Source organism: Kitasatospora sp. NBC_01302, assembly GCF_035976515.1.
Taxonomy (GTDB): domain Bacteria; phylum Actinomycetota; class Actinomycetes; order Streptomycetales; family Streptomycetaceae; genus Kitasatospora.
This window is the reverse complement of record NZ_CP108406.1, coordinates 73,071-86,325: the sequence shown is the minus strand read 5'-3', so window position 1 is coordinate 86,325 and position 13,255 is coordinate 73,071. Positions and strand designations below refer to the sequence as shown.

The 13,255-nt window shown below is 69.3% G+C and carries 16 protein-coding genes and 1 pseudogene; 9 read left to right on the top strand and 8 right to left on the bottom strand.

Going from position 1 to position 13,255, the window contains the following annotated elements:
- Positions 1–52 precede the first annotated feature (52 nt).
- From OG294_RS40635 to OG294_RS41340, 5 genes are all read right to left on the bottom strand, one after another.
- Positions 53–544, bottom strand: coding sequence for a transposase (locus OG294_RS40635; RefSeq protein WP_442789402.1), 492 nt, complete (start codon positions 542–544; stop codon positions 53–55).
- Between the two features lie 50 nt (positions 545–594).
- Positions 595–1,011: a transposase gene (locus OG294_RS40630; protein WP_327072010.1), complete on the bottom strand. Its 417-nt coding sequence runs from the start codon at positions 1,009–1,011 to the stop codon at positions 595–597.
- Positions 1,012–1,093: 82 nt separating this feature from the next.
- Positions 1,094–1,231 (bottom strand): hypothetical protein, encoded by a 138-nt coding sequence (locus tag OG294_RS40625; protein WP_327072009.1) that lies wholly within the window; start codon positions 1,229–1,231, stop codon positions 1,094–1,096.
- Complete coding sequence (locus OG294_RS40620) at positions 1,228–1,509, bottom strand: hypothetical protein (protein ID WP_327072008.1); 282 nt, start codon at positions 1,507–1,509, stop codon at positions 1,228–1,230. Before OG294_RS40620 ends, OG294_RS40625 begins: the two co-directional genes overlap by 4 nt.
- A gap of 721 nt (positions 1,510–2,230) precedes the next feature.
- Positions 2,231–2,698 carry a hypothetical protein gene (locus OG294_RS41340; protein WP_442789401.1) on the bottom strand — a complete coding sequence of 156 codons (468 nt, stop codon included), beginning with the start codon at positions 2,696–2,698 and terminating at the stop codon, positions 2,231–2,233.
- A gap of 468 nt (positions 2,699–3,166) precedes the next feature.
- Here OG294_RS41340 and OG294_RS40610 point away from each other — a divergent pair, with 468 nt between their 5' ends.
- The 7 genes from OG294_RS40610 to OG294_RS40580 all read left to right on the top strand — a co-directional run bounded on the left by OG294_RS40610 (position 3,167) and on the right by OG294_RS40580 (position 10,866).
- Positions 3,167–3,307: a hypothetical protein gene (locus tag OG294_RS40610; protein WP_327072007.1), complete on the top strand. Its 141-nt coding sequence runs from the start codon at positions 3,167–3,169 to the stop codon at positions 3,305–3,307.
- An 804-nt stretch (positions 3,308–4,111) separates the two neighbouring features.
- On the top strand, positions 4,112–5,023 hold the full coding sequence (locus tag OG294_RS40605) for an FAD-dependent oxidoreductase (protein ID WP_327072006.1): 912 nt from the start codon (positions 4,112–4,114) through the stop codon (positions 5,021–5,023).
- 141 nt (positions 5,024–5,164) lie between these two features.
- Complete coding sequence (locus tag OG294_RS40600) at positions 5,165–5,953, top strand: GntR family transcriptional regulator (protein ID WP_327072005.1); 789 nt, start codon at positions 5,165–5,167, stop codon at positions 5,951–5,953.
- On the top strand, positions 5,950–6,483 hold the full coding sequence (locus OG294_RS40595; protein WP_327072004.1) for a GNAT family N-acetyltransferase: 534 nt from the start codon (positions 5,950–5,952) through the stop codon (positions 6,481–6,483). Before OG294_RS40600 ends, OG294_RS40595 begins: the two co-directional genes overlap by 4 nt.
- Positions 6,484–7,729: 1,246 nt before the next feature.
- Positions 7,730–9,130, top strand: a complete 1,401-nt coding sequence (locus tag OG294_RS40590; protein WP_327072003.1) for a helix-turn-helix domain-containing protein — start codon at positions 7,730–7,732, stop codon at positions 9,128–9,130.
- Positions 9,018–10,040 (top strand): DciA family protein, encoded by a 1,023-nt coding sequence (locus OG294_RS40585; RefSeq protein WP_327072002.1) that lies wholly within the window; start codon positions 9,018–9,020, stop codon positions 10,038–10,040. Before OG294_RS40590 ends, OG294_RS40585 begins: the two co-directional genes overlap by 113 nt.
- Positions 10,041–10,188: 148 nt before the next feature.
- A complete protein-coding gene (locus OG294_RS40580; RefSeq protein WP_327072001.1) occupies positions 10,189–10,866 on the top strand; it encodes a hypothetical protein in 678 nt (225 codons plus the stop codon).
- A gap of 242 nt (positions 10,867–11,108) precedes the next feature.
- On the opposite strand, the gene OG294_RS40575 is transcribed toward OG294_RS40580, so the two are convergent.
- The gene (locus OG294_RS40575; protein WP_327072000.1) at positions 11,109–11,282 is read right to left on the bottom strand and encodes a CsbD family protein; all 174 of its coding nucleotides are present in this window, start codon (positions 11,280–11,282) and stop codon (positions 11,109–11,111) included.
- 135 nt (positions 11,283–11,417) lie between these two features.
- Between OG294_RS40575 and OG294_RS40570 the strand changes: the two genes are divergently transcribed.
- A complete protein-coding gene (locus OG294_RS40570) occupies positions 11,418–11,588 on the top strand; it encodes a hydrophobic protein (RefSeq protein ID WP_327071377.1) in 171 nt (56 codons plus the stop codon).
- Positions 11,589–11,925: 337 nt separating this feature from the next.
- Here OG294_RS40570 and OG294_RS40565 read toward each other — a convergent pair.
- Positions 11,926–12,150: pseudogene (locus OG294_RS40565) on the bottom strand (IS701 family transposase); the annotation flags it as partial.
- A 313-nt stretch (positions 12,151–12,463) separates the two neighbouring features.
- Here OG294_RS40565 and OG294_RS40560 point away from each other — a divergent pair.
- Positions 12,464–12,676, top strand: a complete 213-nt coding sequence (locus tag OG294_RS40560; RefSeq protein WP_327071999.1) for a hypothetical protein — start codon at positions 12,464–12,466, stop codon at positions 12,674–12,676.
- 29 nt (positions 12,677–12,705) lie between these two features.
- Here the strand turns inward: OG294_RS40560 and OG294_RS40555 are convergent, their stop codons facing one another.
- A complete protein-coding gene (locus OG294_RS40555) occupies positions 12,706–13,221 on the bottom strand; it encodes a hypothetical protein (RefSeq protein ID WP_327071998.1) in 516 nt (171 codons plus the stop codon).
- Positions 13,222–13,255 lie beyond the last annotated feature (34 nt).

Below are 13,255 nucleotides of genomic sequence, written 5' to 3'. Positions count from 1 at the left end.
TTCTGAAGTCGGTGCAGATGTCGCAATCCACACCGAGCCAGAAGGCCCTCACTCATTTCAAGATCACCCAGCCGTGAGCTCTGTCACCAACCTCCGTGGTCAGTACAGCTAGGCCCCGCCAGTTCTTGATCTTGTTGATGGCGCGCTCGACGGTGTTGCGGTCGCGGTAGAGGTCCGCGTCGTGGCTGACGGGCCGTCCGCCGCTACTGCCCTTCTTCTTGCGGTTGGCGGCCTGGTCGTCCTTCTCCGGGATCACCGCCTTGATGCGGCGTCTGCGCAGGTAGATGCGGGTGCCGCGGGCGGAGTACGCCTTGTCGGCGGAGACCGCGTCGGGGCGGGTGCGGGGCCGGCCGACCGGGCCGCGGACCTTGATCTTGTCCATGACGGCGGCGAACTGCGGATTGTCCGCACTCTGGCCCGGCGTGACCACGAAGGACAGCGGACGGCAGCGCCGCTCGGCCGCCAGATGGGTCTTCGTGGTCAGCCCGCCCCGCGAACGCCCCAGCGCGGCTGCCTTGAGCCGCGCCCGGCGGCGCCGACGCATGCGGCGCTTTCCTTCCCGCGCGGCCTCGTCCGCAGCACTGCCCTGGTCGGCTACCGGCCCGGTTTGTCCCTTCGCAGGATCCCCTTTTCCTCAGCGACTGCCTTCTCCAACTCCTCCAGCAACTCGGCGTCCACGACCATCCCGGCCGCGTGGTGGTGCGCTCGGGCGACGGTGGAGTCCACGCTGACCAGCGACAAGTCGACCTGGCCGCGCGCGGCGGCCTCAGCGATCATCCCGTCCATCAGGGCCTGGAAGACGCCCTTGAGCGCCCAGGAGTGGAACTGGCCGTAGATCGTGGACCAGTTGCCGTACCGCTCGGGGACGTCCCGCCAGGGACTGCCCACCCGGAACCGCCACATGATCGCATCGAACTGCCGCCGCAGGTCCGGGATCGGCCCTGTCGCCGCCATCGGCAGAAACGGCTCGACCAGCTCCCACTCACCGTCCGTCAGATCTCCGCGTGTCATGGCCTTCTTCTACCAGCAACAGCACCGCCGAAGCACCCGAATCCACGAACTCATGATCCGAATTCAGAACAGTCCCTAGCGGTCAGTCGGCGCGCAGGATCCGGGAGACGTAGATGCTCGGCGGCACGGTGGGATCGCCGAGCAGGTCCTGCACGGCCGGCGAGAGGGTGAGCGGATCGTCCAGGTCGTCGGCGTCGTCGCCGAACTCGTCCTCGCTCACCGGGCGCGCAGCTGACGCAGGAACGCGGCAGCCGAAACGCCGGGCGCGGTGCCGGCCTGGATCTCGTCGTGGATCCGGTCGCCCTCCGGGTCCCGGTACAGCTCGGCGCGCAGCCACCAGCGGCGCAGCACGCCGCCGATCGTCTCGTCGGAGGCCTCGCCCATCTCCCGGTAGAACTCCATCCGCTGCGCCGGCGGCAACGCGGCCGCGACACCGTCCTGGGTGCGGGCGATCGGCTGCCGGTCGTCGTGGTGGCCGTGCACGGGTGCGGCGCTCACCATGCCTCCCAAGAGTGTGTGCGGACAGGTCCCAGGTACAGTCCCCACCCTTCCGGGACGCCGCCTGCACCAGCCTCCGCTCTTCCAGAGCGCCCACCGGTACCGGTAGCAGCGGCGTTGATCACCGGGCGGGTTGCCCGGAGCCTCGGCGGCCTCCGGCGCCTGGCGGATGGCAGGCACAGCGGCCCCGTCCTGGCTGGGCATCTTGAGGACCGGCGGCAGCGAGGCGCGCAGTGCTTCGGCGGCCGCGGCCAGGGCCTGGCCCTCAGACGAGTGGGGTGTGTCGGCGACCGGGAGCGGGCTCGGGTCGCCGACACGGCCTGGACGAAGTCCTCGGGCGCGGCCGTCGCCTCGCAGCGGCCAGCTGTGAGGATCAGGCCAGCCAAGGGGAAGCGCTCGCTGCGCTGCGTCTCGTCGCTCTCATGGATCGGGCACAGGAGCCCGCGGTGCCAGACGGTCGCGGCGGTCGCCGGTGTGTAGGGGTGGGTGCGCAGGGTCCGCTGCCCGTGCTCGATGTCCCAGCGGCTCTCTCCCGTGGGGAGCTCCTCCATCATGGGCAGGGCAACGTAGACGTCGGTGGGGTTCGGGGTGTACTGGACCAGCAGGATGTGATCGTAGGCCGGGAGTAGCGCTTGCAGGGCACTGCGCAGGGCCGGATCGTGCCGCAGGTTGTGGATGTCGTCCTCGCGGACTGTGGTCCGGTCTGCGAGATCCGGATCGGCTACGCCCGGATCAGACCGGATCCCAGATCCTCGACCGGCAGCTCGACGCGCTGAACGCCGCCGGGTGCCGGCGCATCTTCGCCGACACCAAGTCCGGGAAGGACGACCAGCGCCCCGAGCTCAAGGCGTGCCAGGCCTTCGCTGGCCTCAACTTGCTGCTCCTGTAGCCGGACCAGCGTCACGTCGATGACGACCAGCCGGTTGCTGTTGCCGCAGCGGCGGGCACCGGGGGTGCCGGCCTTCGCGGTGTGGTGCGGGGAGACCTTCCAGCGCTTGGTGCCCTTGTCCAGGGTCAGCGGGCACCAGGTGTCGCAGGCCGGGCAGGCCAGAACCTCGGCGCGGTGGGTGAGTTGGACCCTGGCGGGCGGGAGCTGCGACACCAGGAGCGGCGGCTTGCTGGAGACGTTCGTGGTGCGGGTCCGGCTCTTGCGCTGCCGGGCGGTGGGGATCGCGGTCGAGGTGGTCATCAGGTGCTCCTCGTCTGTGCGGAGGGAGATGAGGGCCGCATTGCGGTGCTCTCTCCGCCCGCCAGGCCGCACGGGAATCCCGGCGCCCTGGGGGAGCGGACAGCGCATCAGCACTGCTGCGAGGCAGTCGCATGGGTTTGGTGGAGCTACCCGGCACCCGAACTGTGGGCGGCGACTACCTGCGGTTTCGCGGTGGAACGAAGGCACGCCAAATAAGCCCTGATGGGCGGCACTCGGGAGCCTTGGAGAGCCGCTAGGCGGCCTCCTGACTTCACTAGTGAACAGGTCTCGGCCTTGACCGTCAAGGGCTTCGCTAGTGAAATTGCTTCAGCGATGGCCTTGAGTGCTCCGAACGTGACTGTTCGTCAATCAGGATCCACAGCAGCACGGGTGGGCGCGAGTCTCCCGCGTGGCACTGCTGTGGAACTGAGCAAGGCCCACACCAGCGCGGAAAGAAGGGAGGTGGCCGTGGACACGGCGATCCGGTGGACCGGCCAGAAGGCGCGGCTACTCCAGGAGACGCTCGAGCTTTCGATCCGCGAGTTCGCGAGGAAGCTGGAGTGGATCCCCGCACCGTCACCAAATGGCGGAAGCAAGGGGACGGCCTGACCTGCAACGACGAGATGCAAGAGGTGCTGAGCCGCACCTTGGATCTAGCGTCTGAGGGGCAGCGCGAGACCTTCTACGCCAAGTTGGCCGCCCTGCCGGTGGGCACCGCAGGGGAGCCCGGCGAGCTGGCCGGGCCGTTCGTGGTGGTCTCCCACAAGTTCATCCCCGTGTACGTGGGACCACAGGTCCAGGCTGCGTTCGAGAACGCGCTGCCTCATCCGGAAGGACCCGGCGGCCTGGAACAGCGAGTCCTGCCACTGGAACACCCGACAGGAAGTTCCGCGACCGCGCACCTGCTGGCCTGCGGCGTGTCCGTGGTTCACCTGGCGGAAGAGCTGACGCTCGGGAACATCACCGAACTCGCCCTGTGGCGCTACCGCACATACCCGACCGATCGAGCATGGGCTGGTGCCAGCCTCAATGCTCTCCTGGACGCCACGGTCCCCGGCCAGCCCAAAGTCGAGGATCCGCAGTACGTCCTGTCGGCCTATGAGCTCCGCGATCACAGCTGGTCGCCGTCAGTCCTTCCGACGGCACTGCATCAGTCCGTGTCGATGCCCGCGAAGACCAGATCGGTCCAACCGGCCTTTGCCAGGGCGCGGCCTCCTGTGTCTACGACAGCGCCATCGGCGCCTACCACTCGGGCTTCCGCCAATGGATCGCCGTTGATGCCTGCGCATCAAGCGGCGGCGAGGAGTACCACTCAGCAGCGTTGCTCCTCGCCCGCCGCAACATCGGCAGCACTCAGCTCATCACGAGCCACGACGCCACCGCACGCCTGCCCAGCACCGAAAGGGCCTACTCGTGAGCACTCCGTGCGGCGACCCAGACCTGGTCATTGTTGGCGGCGGTCCCGCTGGGTGCGCGGCAGCACTGATGGCAGCCAGTCTGGGCCTGCGCTCGGTCCTGATCGAGAGCAACGACATCGGCGGCCGGCTGCAAGTCATCGGGGCCCTCGCGAACGTGCCCGGTGACTGGGCCGACGGGCCCTCGCTCGCCAACGCCGTGGCCCGGGATATCCAGCGGATCCAAGAATCCGGTCACTGCAAGGTCGTCAAGGACCGCGCGGTCGCGGTCTCTGCCGACGGCCAGTCAGCCAGTGTCACTCTGAACAGCGGTTCTGTGGTCACAGGGGACGCAGTGATCGCGGCCACGGGCGTCTCGTCGGTCACTCCGGCAGAGGCCGATTGGATCTCCGCGGCGGCATCCCTGGATCCGGCACCGCTTTGGCGAGCACGGCCCACAGACCTGAAGGGCCGCACGTGCGTCCTGGGCGGTGACCGACCGTTGGGCACCTGGCTGCGGGCTCACCCCGACGTGCAGCGGCAGCTCCTGGTCGTCCATCCGGTTGGCGACGATTACAAGGTCGCCGAAGTGCAGCACGACTCCCGAGCCCAGCTGCGCCGCGCACGCCACGTCACGGTCAACCCCGCCCCCGGCGGCGGCTACATCGTCGACGTCGAGGCCGTGAACGGCTCGACCGCGGCTTACGCCTGCGACACGCTGCTCACCAATATCGGCAGCCGGCCCGCCGTGCTCTCCGGACTCACCACAGACGGCGGCGGCTACTGCCCGCCCGAGTCGCAGGGACCGCGCATCGCGACAGCCGGCGACCTGCGCTCGGCCCGGTTCCAACGCATCGTCACAGCTCAAGGCTCGGGCGCCCAAGCTGTCCTGAGCTGCTACTACTCCACTGCACTGCGAGTCGCTGCGTGACTGAGTGGGCCTACGAGTTCCACACCGAGTTCCACGGAGCCACCTGGAATTCCCGACGATGCCGGCATCAAGCTGGCCTTCGGCAACATCAGCTCCTCCCCTCCCGCAGACTTCGCTAGCGAAATCGGGTACTCTCCTCGCATGACTGCTGCTCGTGATCATCGGCGCCCAGGCGCAGCCGACAGGATCGCGCAAGACCTGCGCGAGGAGATCGACTCTGGCCGACTGCGGCCTGGCGACCGGCTCCCGCTCACGCGGGAGCTGGCTCAGAAGTACAGCGTCACGGGCGAAACCGTGCGGCAGGCAATCATCAAGCTCAAGGCCGCCGGCGTTGTCAGGTCCGTCCAAGGGTCTGGCGTGTACGTCCGCGAGTGGCGGCCGTTGGTCTACCGACCGCAGAGCGAATTCCGGCGCAAGCCGCCAGCCGTCGATATCTTCACCAACCTGCTCCACGACGAGGGGCGCGACGGCACGCAGACCATTGAGGTCGGTGTCGTGGTGCCGGACGAGGCCGTACGGCAGCGACTGCAGCTCGCCCCGGGCGAGCGAGTGGCGGTCCGCCGGCGGACGAGCTTCGCCGACGACATGCCCTTCGCCACCGACGACTCCTACGTTCCCCACCGGATAGTTGAGGGCTCGGAGTGGATGACGCCGGGCAGCGTCGAGCGCGGCACCAACAAAGTCCTGGCCGAGCTCGGCCACGATCTCGTCGAATCACTCGACGAGATCTACCCGAGGATGCCGCGGCCGGCTGAGCTGGAGCGGCTCGCTCTTCCCGCTGGCACGCCGATGGCCGAACTGATCAGCACCGGCCACGACCGTGAGGGCCGACCGATCCAGGTGACGATCTGCCTTCTGCCCGGCGACCGCCACGTGATCGTTTACGAGCGGCACCGGCGCACCGAGGAAGACGGGGAGGCCACAAAGTGATCGTCACCTGTGCTGAACTCACCGACCTGCCTCGGCTGACGCAGTTCCGCAGCGATGCGGCAGCGTGGCTGGCCACGCTCGGCAGCGACCAGTGGTCGACGGACTTCCCGAGCGACCACATAGCGCAGAGCATTCGGGCTCGGGAGGTCTTCGTCGTCCGAGAGTCCGCGGAGGCCGAACTCGCAGCAACCATCACGCTCGACAAGGCAGCCGACCCTCTTCTCTGGACGCCCCGCGAGCTTCAGGACGATGCGCTGTATGTCCACAAGCTCACTGTCGACAGGGGGTTCGCCGGGCGAGACCTGGGTGTTCAGCTCTTGGACTGGGCTGGGGATCGGGCAGCACGGTGCGGTGCGCGGTGGCTGCGCCTCGACGCCTGGACCAGCAACACCCGACTCCACAAGTACTACGCGGAGCAGGGCTTCCGGCACGTGCGCGCTGTTCTCGACCCCGAGGTCGGAGGATCGGGCTGGGTGGCTCAACGTCCCGCCAACCTCGCAGAACACGGCCTTGACGACCAGACAGCCTGATAGGACGGAGACGAACTTGTCGGGCCGTCTGATGGCCGGGGCGTCAGATCGACACGGTGAACGTAGCGCTACTCCGCGTCCTAACCGCAGGGGTAGGCTGTGCCGAGCAGTGATCAAAAACGACTTCGCCGTCCGGACCCGAGGGCCCGGACGGCGGTGAAGCGGATCGGCGCCCCCTGGCAGGGGCCCGTCCCGGTCAACCACACGGGAGGTGGTGACGTGATGAAGGGTACCCGTAGCCGGGTCCTGGCATACGCGCGGCACCCCGCCGTGGAGCGACCGAGTCGGTCTCGCTCCGGCGGGGTGCCGTCGTCGTGTGTGCGGCCGGGCCTGCTGCCCCCTTGCGGGGGTGTGCTGTGACCTAGCCGTTGTTCGCGGGGCCTGACCTTTCCACGGGTCCTGCTCCGCTGGCCGCTCCCCCGGGTTTTCCACCCCGGATCAACGCGGCCTTCCTGCTCTACCTGCTCTCGGGCTTCCAAACCGTTGAGCGGGTTGCTGGGGGATCGGCTTCCGACCGACCACCAGCGGTTTCTTTCCAGAGGAACCACAACCGGCCCCTAGCCAGGGCCACTTGCAGTCAGCACCACAGCCGGCCATCCAAGTCCGGTCGCAGTACGCACTACTCCGACCCTTCCCAGGGCCTTCGCAGTACCCGCAGTCGGGGCCCCGCCAAGGGCCTCGGCTGCAACCAGATCCACCAACCACCAGAAGACAGACAGGAGGTCGCCGATCGGGTTTCGCCCCCGTGAGGGGCCTGTGTGTCCACACCCACGAGGGGTGCTTCTTGTCAGCACTCCCGAGGGGCGCTGGTGCGTCCCCGTGTAGCTGAGGGAGCTTTGTCATTTTGCAGCAGGTCAGCGGGCTGTTCCAGTCTTGCGGCGTCCCCGTCGTCGGCGGTGGTGTCCCCGGTTTGAGCTCGCGCGATGCGGGAGGGGAGGGGGGAGAGATCACCTCCCCCGTTCCTGCCTTGGGATTCGTTGGCGGACGGGTTGGCGGACCGGTTGTCGGAACTGCAGTGCACTTCGATCCGAGTGTGCTGCACATCACACGTTCGGGTGATGGTGTCGGTGTCACACGGGAGCGCGAGGGGCACGCGGTTCCGGCCGTGCTGACGGTTCCCGGCCAGCGTCAGAAGTCGGCCGGCGTCTCGTCGGATGTCGTGGGGTCGGTGACGAAGGCCGTCTCGAGGTTCGTTCCGTGTTCGGCGGTGCTGCCCCGGTTGTGGGTACCGGAGGCGGAGCAGTGGGTGAAGACGACGCGCGGCCGGATCGCGCCGGACCCGTACACCTGGATGCAGGGCGTGCACTGGGCGGTCGGGTCCGGCCTGTACGCGCCCGCCCGGAAGTACGGGCCGAAAAAGCTCGACCGGACCGCGATCCGGACCGCGCAGCTGCTGGCGGAGCTGTCGCCGTGCCGTCCGGGCGTGGAGTACCTGGCCCGGCGCCTGGGCGTGGTCGAGCGGACCGCGCAGTACCAGCTGCAGATGCTGCGGGAGGCCGGGCTGATCGCCTACATCGTGAAGGGCACGCGGCGGCGGGGCGAGAAGCCGCAGGCGTCGGAGTTCGCGCTGGTGATCCCGCCTCAGTTCGACCAGGCGCTGGGGATCCGGACGGTCGGCGAGGGTTCTCGGCGGCGGGTGGTCGGGATCGCGGAGGCCGGCCGGGCGGTGATGGCGCTGCTCGGCAAGCGGGCCTCGCGCAAGGTCCGGGCGCCCCGGGCGAAGTCGGCCCCGAAGAGCACCGCCAAGGGCTCAGTGACGGCCTCTCAGGCCATCGCTGGCCCCGTTTCGTCACAGGTGTCACAGGCCGCTGACAGCGCCTCAGGAGCCGACTGCCGTTGCACCCCAATGGAGAGTGGTTACTGTACGTCTTCAACTGACCGTTCTACCCACTTCCCCTCTGAGAGCAAGCTCGTTGCCGGGACTGAGGATTCCTTCACCCCGGGCAAGCAGCAGCGACCGGAGCGGACGGGCAAGCCGAAGCGGCGCGTCCTGAACCGGGTGGGTCGGCGCTACCAGCTGGCCTTCGAGCTGATCCAGCGGGTGCCGTGGCTGTCCAAGGCAACCGTGGCGCGGGTGGCCTGGGTGACCCGGGAGCTCTCGGACGCTGGCTGGACCGTGAACGAGGTGCTGGCCTGGCTGGACCTGCGCCAGGAGCCGGACCGGGTGCGGCGGCCGTCGGCGTTCCTGGCCGCCCGGCTGCGCGGCGCGCTGGCCACCGGCGACACCCCGGCCAAGCGCAAGCGCCTGGTGGAGGCCTGGCTGGACAACCGCCGCGCTACCGCCGGGCGGCACCAGGAGTGGGAGGGCGCCTGGGCGCAGCCGCGAAGCCAGCACGTGCGCAACCTTGTCATCCGCGCGGTGTCCGGCTGCGCCCTGGCCCCCGGCGAGGAGGCAGGCGCCACCGTGCACGGCGAGGACGACCCCGGCATGCTCCTGAAGGACCTGACCCGCGAGGAGGTGCGGCACCTGCGCGGCCTGGCGCAGCACTACCCGGACCTGGTGATGACGGCGATCGAGTCCCAGGGCGAGGACTATGCCCGCCGCCTGTACACGAACGCAGTCGTCGACAAGCTGCTCTCCTTCCAGGAGACAGCCCCCGCGTACGGGTCGCGGATGGTCGTCCACGGCGGCTGGGGGCAGGCGTGACCGACCAGCTCGCCACCCTGATGGACGACGTCCTGGAGCAGCTTCAGCAGCACACCGAGTAGGCGCCGGCACCGCCGCATGCCGCCCCGGACCCGGTTCCGGAACCGGGTCCGGGGCGGACCTGGCCAGGCTCGCCCTGAACGCGGCCCACCAGGCCGCCCGCAGGAACGGTGTCGACCAGCTCGCGGCCAAGCGCGCCAAGACCACCGTCCGGGTTCGCCGGACCGACGGCCGCGACCCGGTCGGGCTCGCAGGCGCCCTGCAGGCCCTCATGGCCGACCGGGCCTGGGACCTGCCCGTGGTCGGCGGCAGCGTGCTCGCCGACTGGCCGGCCATCGCCCCCGAACTCGCCGGCCACGTCCAGGCCGTCGCGTTCACCGCGGCCACCGGCCAGCTGGACCTGCGCCCCGCCTCCCCGGCCTGGGCCGCCCAGCTGCGCCTGACCTCCACCGCGCTGCTCGCCCGGATCAACGCCCACGCCGGCACCGGGGCGGTCCGCTCGGTCCGCGTGCTTGCCCCGGCCACCGCCGCGGGCGCCGACCTGAGCATGCCGGTGGTGCCGAAGAGCGCGGCCCCAGTCGTGACCGAGGCCTCGCAGCCCAGGGAACGGTGTGTCGGCTACCAGCGCGCGATGGCCGCCCACCGCCAGGCCCAGCCCGACGGGCGCCCGGCGGCCAACATCCAACAGGCGATCCAGCGGGAGGACCAGGCCCTGGCCAACCACAGGGAGCCGGAGCAGACGTTCCGCCAGGCCCTGGACCACCAGGCCGAGCTGCGTGACCAGACCGCCCGGGCCGCGACCTCCGAGAGTTCCCATGCCCGGGCGCTGCGCCGGGCCCGCGCCGAGCGCGCGGACGCCGTCCCGCTGTGCACAGCTCCAGCTGCCCAGCCGCGAAGTGGTGCCGCGTGATCTGGACCGTTGGGCCGTCCCACCGAGGTCGACTTCGATCGGCTCTCATCACCAGGCGAACCCTGATCGCGTCAAGCCGCTGAGCGTAGCCGGCTGGCGCGGGTAGCGTGGGCGACCGCGGGACGATGATCGACGGGAGGGGTAGGCGGTGCGGTTTCCCGGCAGGGAGCAGCTGGCGGTCCTGAGCAACGCCGAGTTCGAGGTGCTCGCCTCGTTGCACTTCGCGATGACCGAGGTGCGGCACGAGTGGGGCAGTTCGAGGGCGGTCCTGGACCGGCTGTTCGCGTTGCCCGATCACGCCGAGCACCTCGATGGCGGTGCCCGGTTCACCTTCCGGTCGCGGGTGCTGGACGAGGTGCGCCGTGCCTCCTGCCGGTACACCGATGCGGTGGAGAAGGTGATGTGGCCGTGCGTCAGCGCCTATACGGTGCTTGGTATCGCCGTCTCGGAGCGGGTGGTCGACGGCAAGGTTCCGCTGTCCGATCAGGTGGTGGCGGAGCTGGCCGACGAGCCGACGCTCGCACAGCTGCACGCCGCATTGTCCGTTCCGGTCCCGGCCCTGCTGGTCGCGCGCGACGCTCAGTCCGTCGAATCCGCCCGGGGGCGCCGTGAGCAGCTGTTGGCGAGGGTGGAAGGCGTCTACGAATCCCTCGCCGATCCGATGTTGCCCTCGCCGCTGACCCGGGAGCAGGCCGCCGTCAGCCAGCTGACCGAGGTGCAGCCCGAGGGCAGCGACGCGCTCTGGGAGGGGCTGCTGGAGGCTCTCGTGATGCTGGCAGGCCAGACGCCCTCGGACGTTGCCTTCCACCTTCGCCAGCGCGGCTGACCGTCGTCGGCACCACCGGCGCGGCTCCGGGCTGCGCCGTGGTCGGGGCCTGGTGGCCGACGACCGTCGTCAGCTCGATCTGCATGTCGGCGGCGGCCTGCTCGGCTGCGGCAGGACTGTGCGCAGGCTGGTCGGGCACGGCGGTCTCCTGCGTGGGGGCGGCGGTACGGTGCCGGGAGGTTGCCGGGGAACGCGCAGGGGTCCCCGACCAAAGCGGTCGGGGACCCCTGCGCGCGGGGCGCTCAGTGCTTGAAGGCGTCCTTGACGTGCTCGCCAGCCTGCCTGACGTCACCCTTGACCTGGTCGGCCTTGCCCTCGGCTTCCAGGCGCTCGTTGCCGACGGCCTTGCCGGCGGTCTCCTTGACCTTCCCCTTGAGCTTGTCGCCGACGTTCTCGATCTTGTCGCCCGTGCTCATCGCACTCTCCTCGTCATTGGTGCACCGTCCTGCCTGACATCGGGTCGCCTGCCCGACCCGAACCGGAAGATTCCTACGAATAGTGGCGCCGGACCAGGGCACCCGGCCCTCCGACACTGAATTGTGGAGGTCACGATGGTTCCCCTTCTTCTCGTCCTGCTCCTCGCCCTTCTCCTGTTCGGCCTCGGGTTCGCGGTGAAGATCCTCTGGTGGGTCGCCATCGTGGTGCTGGTGGTCTGGCTGGTGGGCTTTGTCGCCCGTGGCACCGGCGCCTCCGGCAGCCGGGGCCGCTGGTACCGCTGGTAGCAGCGGCCAGCACCGCACGGCCTCGAGCGGGGCGCCCGACCAGCGGGCGCCCCGCTGCCGCGTGCCCAGTCCGGCCCGCCATTGGTCGGGCACGCGAGAGCGGGGAGTGAACCGCAGCGCCACGGGCAGAAGCGGTTACGGGGCGGGGCGGCGCGCACTCTGCGCCCTGAACCAGCGCGACCTCCGACCGCCGCCCCGCTCTCCTGCGGACGCCACACACTAATGCGGCCGGCGCGAAGCGCCGCCGAACGCCGCTCATCTGACCGATACCCCGCGTGTGGAATCCCCCGCCCGCGGTTCGCCGCCCCGAGCACCCCGCCGCTCGCTGCCAACCCGGTGCGTTCCAGCGGGCGCCGGCGAGGAGGTGCTGGAGCCCGTCGGGCGTGGTGTGGCCGGCGTATTCGGCCAGCTGCCAGCCGTTCTTGCGGCCGACCGGGCCGAGCAGGCCACGGACGTAGTCGCGCATCCGGCGGCGTGGCTCCACGCGGCTGAAGCGGTGGCCGACGCGGAGGAAGAGGTCTTCGAGTTCGTCGTCCCAAGTCTCGGCTGCAGGCTCGTTGATCACGACAAGAGGCTTCCCCGCCGCTGCCACTACCAGCGTCGGCTGCACACGATCGAGGGGCGGCCTCATGAAGACCGCCCCTGATGGGCCATCAGCCCGCTACACTCACCGCGCGCAGCCTCTGAACAGGCAAAACGTCGAAGTCCTGCTGGAGTACTAGGCTCTGCCCAGTATCGATCAGACCACTGGATGGGTAATGGTCTTGCTACGACGAGCCCGGCCCAGCGGTGCTGGGCGGGTGTCAGGACAACGGAAGAGAAGGCGCCAGCAAGACGACGAGAGACAGCAGGATGCCGCTCGCCTCGCCCCCGTCATGGGCCGCTGGGAGACGGTCTACGAGACTCAGGACGAGTCGGAATGGCGTGCTCACATCCACCACCTCCGGGCGACGGACAGGAGCATCGACTGGACGGTGGCCCGCCTGGACACCTTCTGTGGACGGCTGAAGCAGCCGACCACCTACCGGCTGAGCCTGTTCGTCGCGAATCAGACGTCCGACCATGTCGAGACCGCCCCTGAGAGCTGATCCCGTGGCGGACTTTCGCCCGACAGGAGCTATGGGCGGATAACGATAGTGCTGACGGTGCCATTGCCCCAGACGGTGGTGTTCATCATCATCTGGCCCTCCAGGGACGCCACCGTGAACTCCGGAACGAAGCGCGTGGTGAAGAGTGTTGCGAACCCGCTCCTCAACAGGTCGACCTCGCTCCCCACCAGATCCCAGCCGTCGAGCAGCCGGACCCGAAGCCACACTGTGAAGGGCTCGTCATCTGGTTCCTCGCCCAGGCTCTCGCGATTGACGGCGAGCAGATACTCGCGGTTCGCGTCGAAGAGCCCGAACTCCGTCGCCATCCGGTACCAGCTCGCGTTGACCTTGTCGGCCATGTCCGAGGCCCCCACATCGACGATCTCGTCTTGGTGGGAGTCGAAGCGTCCGTGTTCGGGCCCGGCACTCGCGGGCGAGTAGTACGGCGGCAGCGATGGCAACCGCACCTCCCCCTGGATCCGTTCGATGAAGCGGAAACCGGCGGGCGCGAGTAGGTCGCCTATCTCGGCATCAGTGAGAGTCATTAGAGGCACAGTAATCGCAGGTCACGCTGCCTTG

Excerpts from the sequence above, each read along its gene's own strand:
- OG294_RS40560 (WP_327071999.1), top strand. The coding sequence starts at position 12,464 with ATGGGCCGCTGGGAGACGGTCTACGAGACTCAGGACGAGTCGGAATGG.
- OG294_RS41340 (WP_442789401.1), bottom strand. The coding sequence starts at position 2,698 with ATGACCACCTCGACCGCGATCCCCACCGCCCGGCAGCGCAAGAGCCGG.
- OG294_RS40555 (WP_327071998.1), bottom strand. The coding sequence starts at position 13,221 with ATGACTCTCACTGATGCCGAGATAGGCGACCTACTCGCGCCCGCCGGT.
- OG294_RS40585 (WP_327072002.1), top strand. The coding sequence starts at position 9,018 with ATGCCCGCCGCCTGTACACGAACGCAGTCGTCGACAAGCTGCTCTCCT.
- OG294_RS40635 (WP_442789402.1), bottom strand. The coding sequence starts at position 544 with ATGCGTCGGCGCCGCCGGGCGCGGCTCAAGGCAGCCGCGCTGGGGCGT.
- OG294_RS40570 (WP_327071377.1), top strand. The coding sequence starts at position 11,418 with ATGGTTCCCCTTCTTCTCGTCCTGCTCCTCGCCCTTCTCCTGTTCGGC.
- OG294_RS40575 (WP_327072000.1), bottom strand. The coding sequence starts at position 11,282 with ATGAGCACGGGCGACAAGATCGAGAACGTCGGCGACAAGCTCAAGGGG.
- OG294_RS40630 (WP_327072010.1), bottom strand. The coding sequence starts at position 1,011 with ATGACACGCGGAGATCTGACGGACGGTGAGTGGGAGCTGGTCGAGCCG.
- OG294_RS40600 (WP_327072005.1), top strand. The coding sequence starts at position 5,165 with ATGACTGCTGCTCGTGATCATCGGCGCCCAGGCGCAGCCGACAGGATC.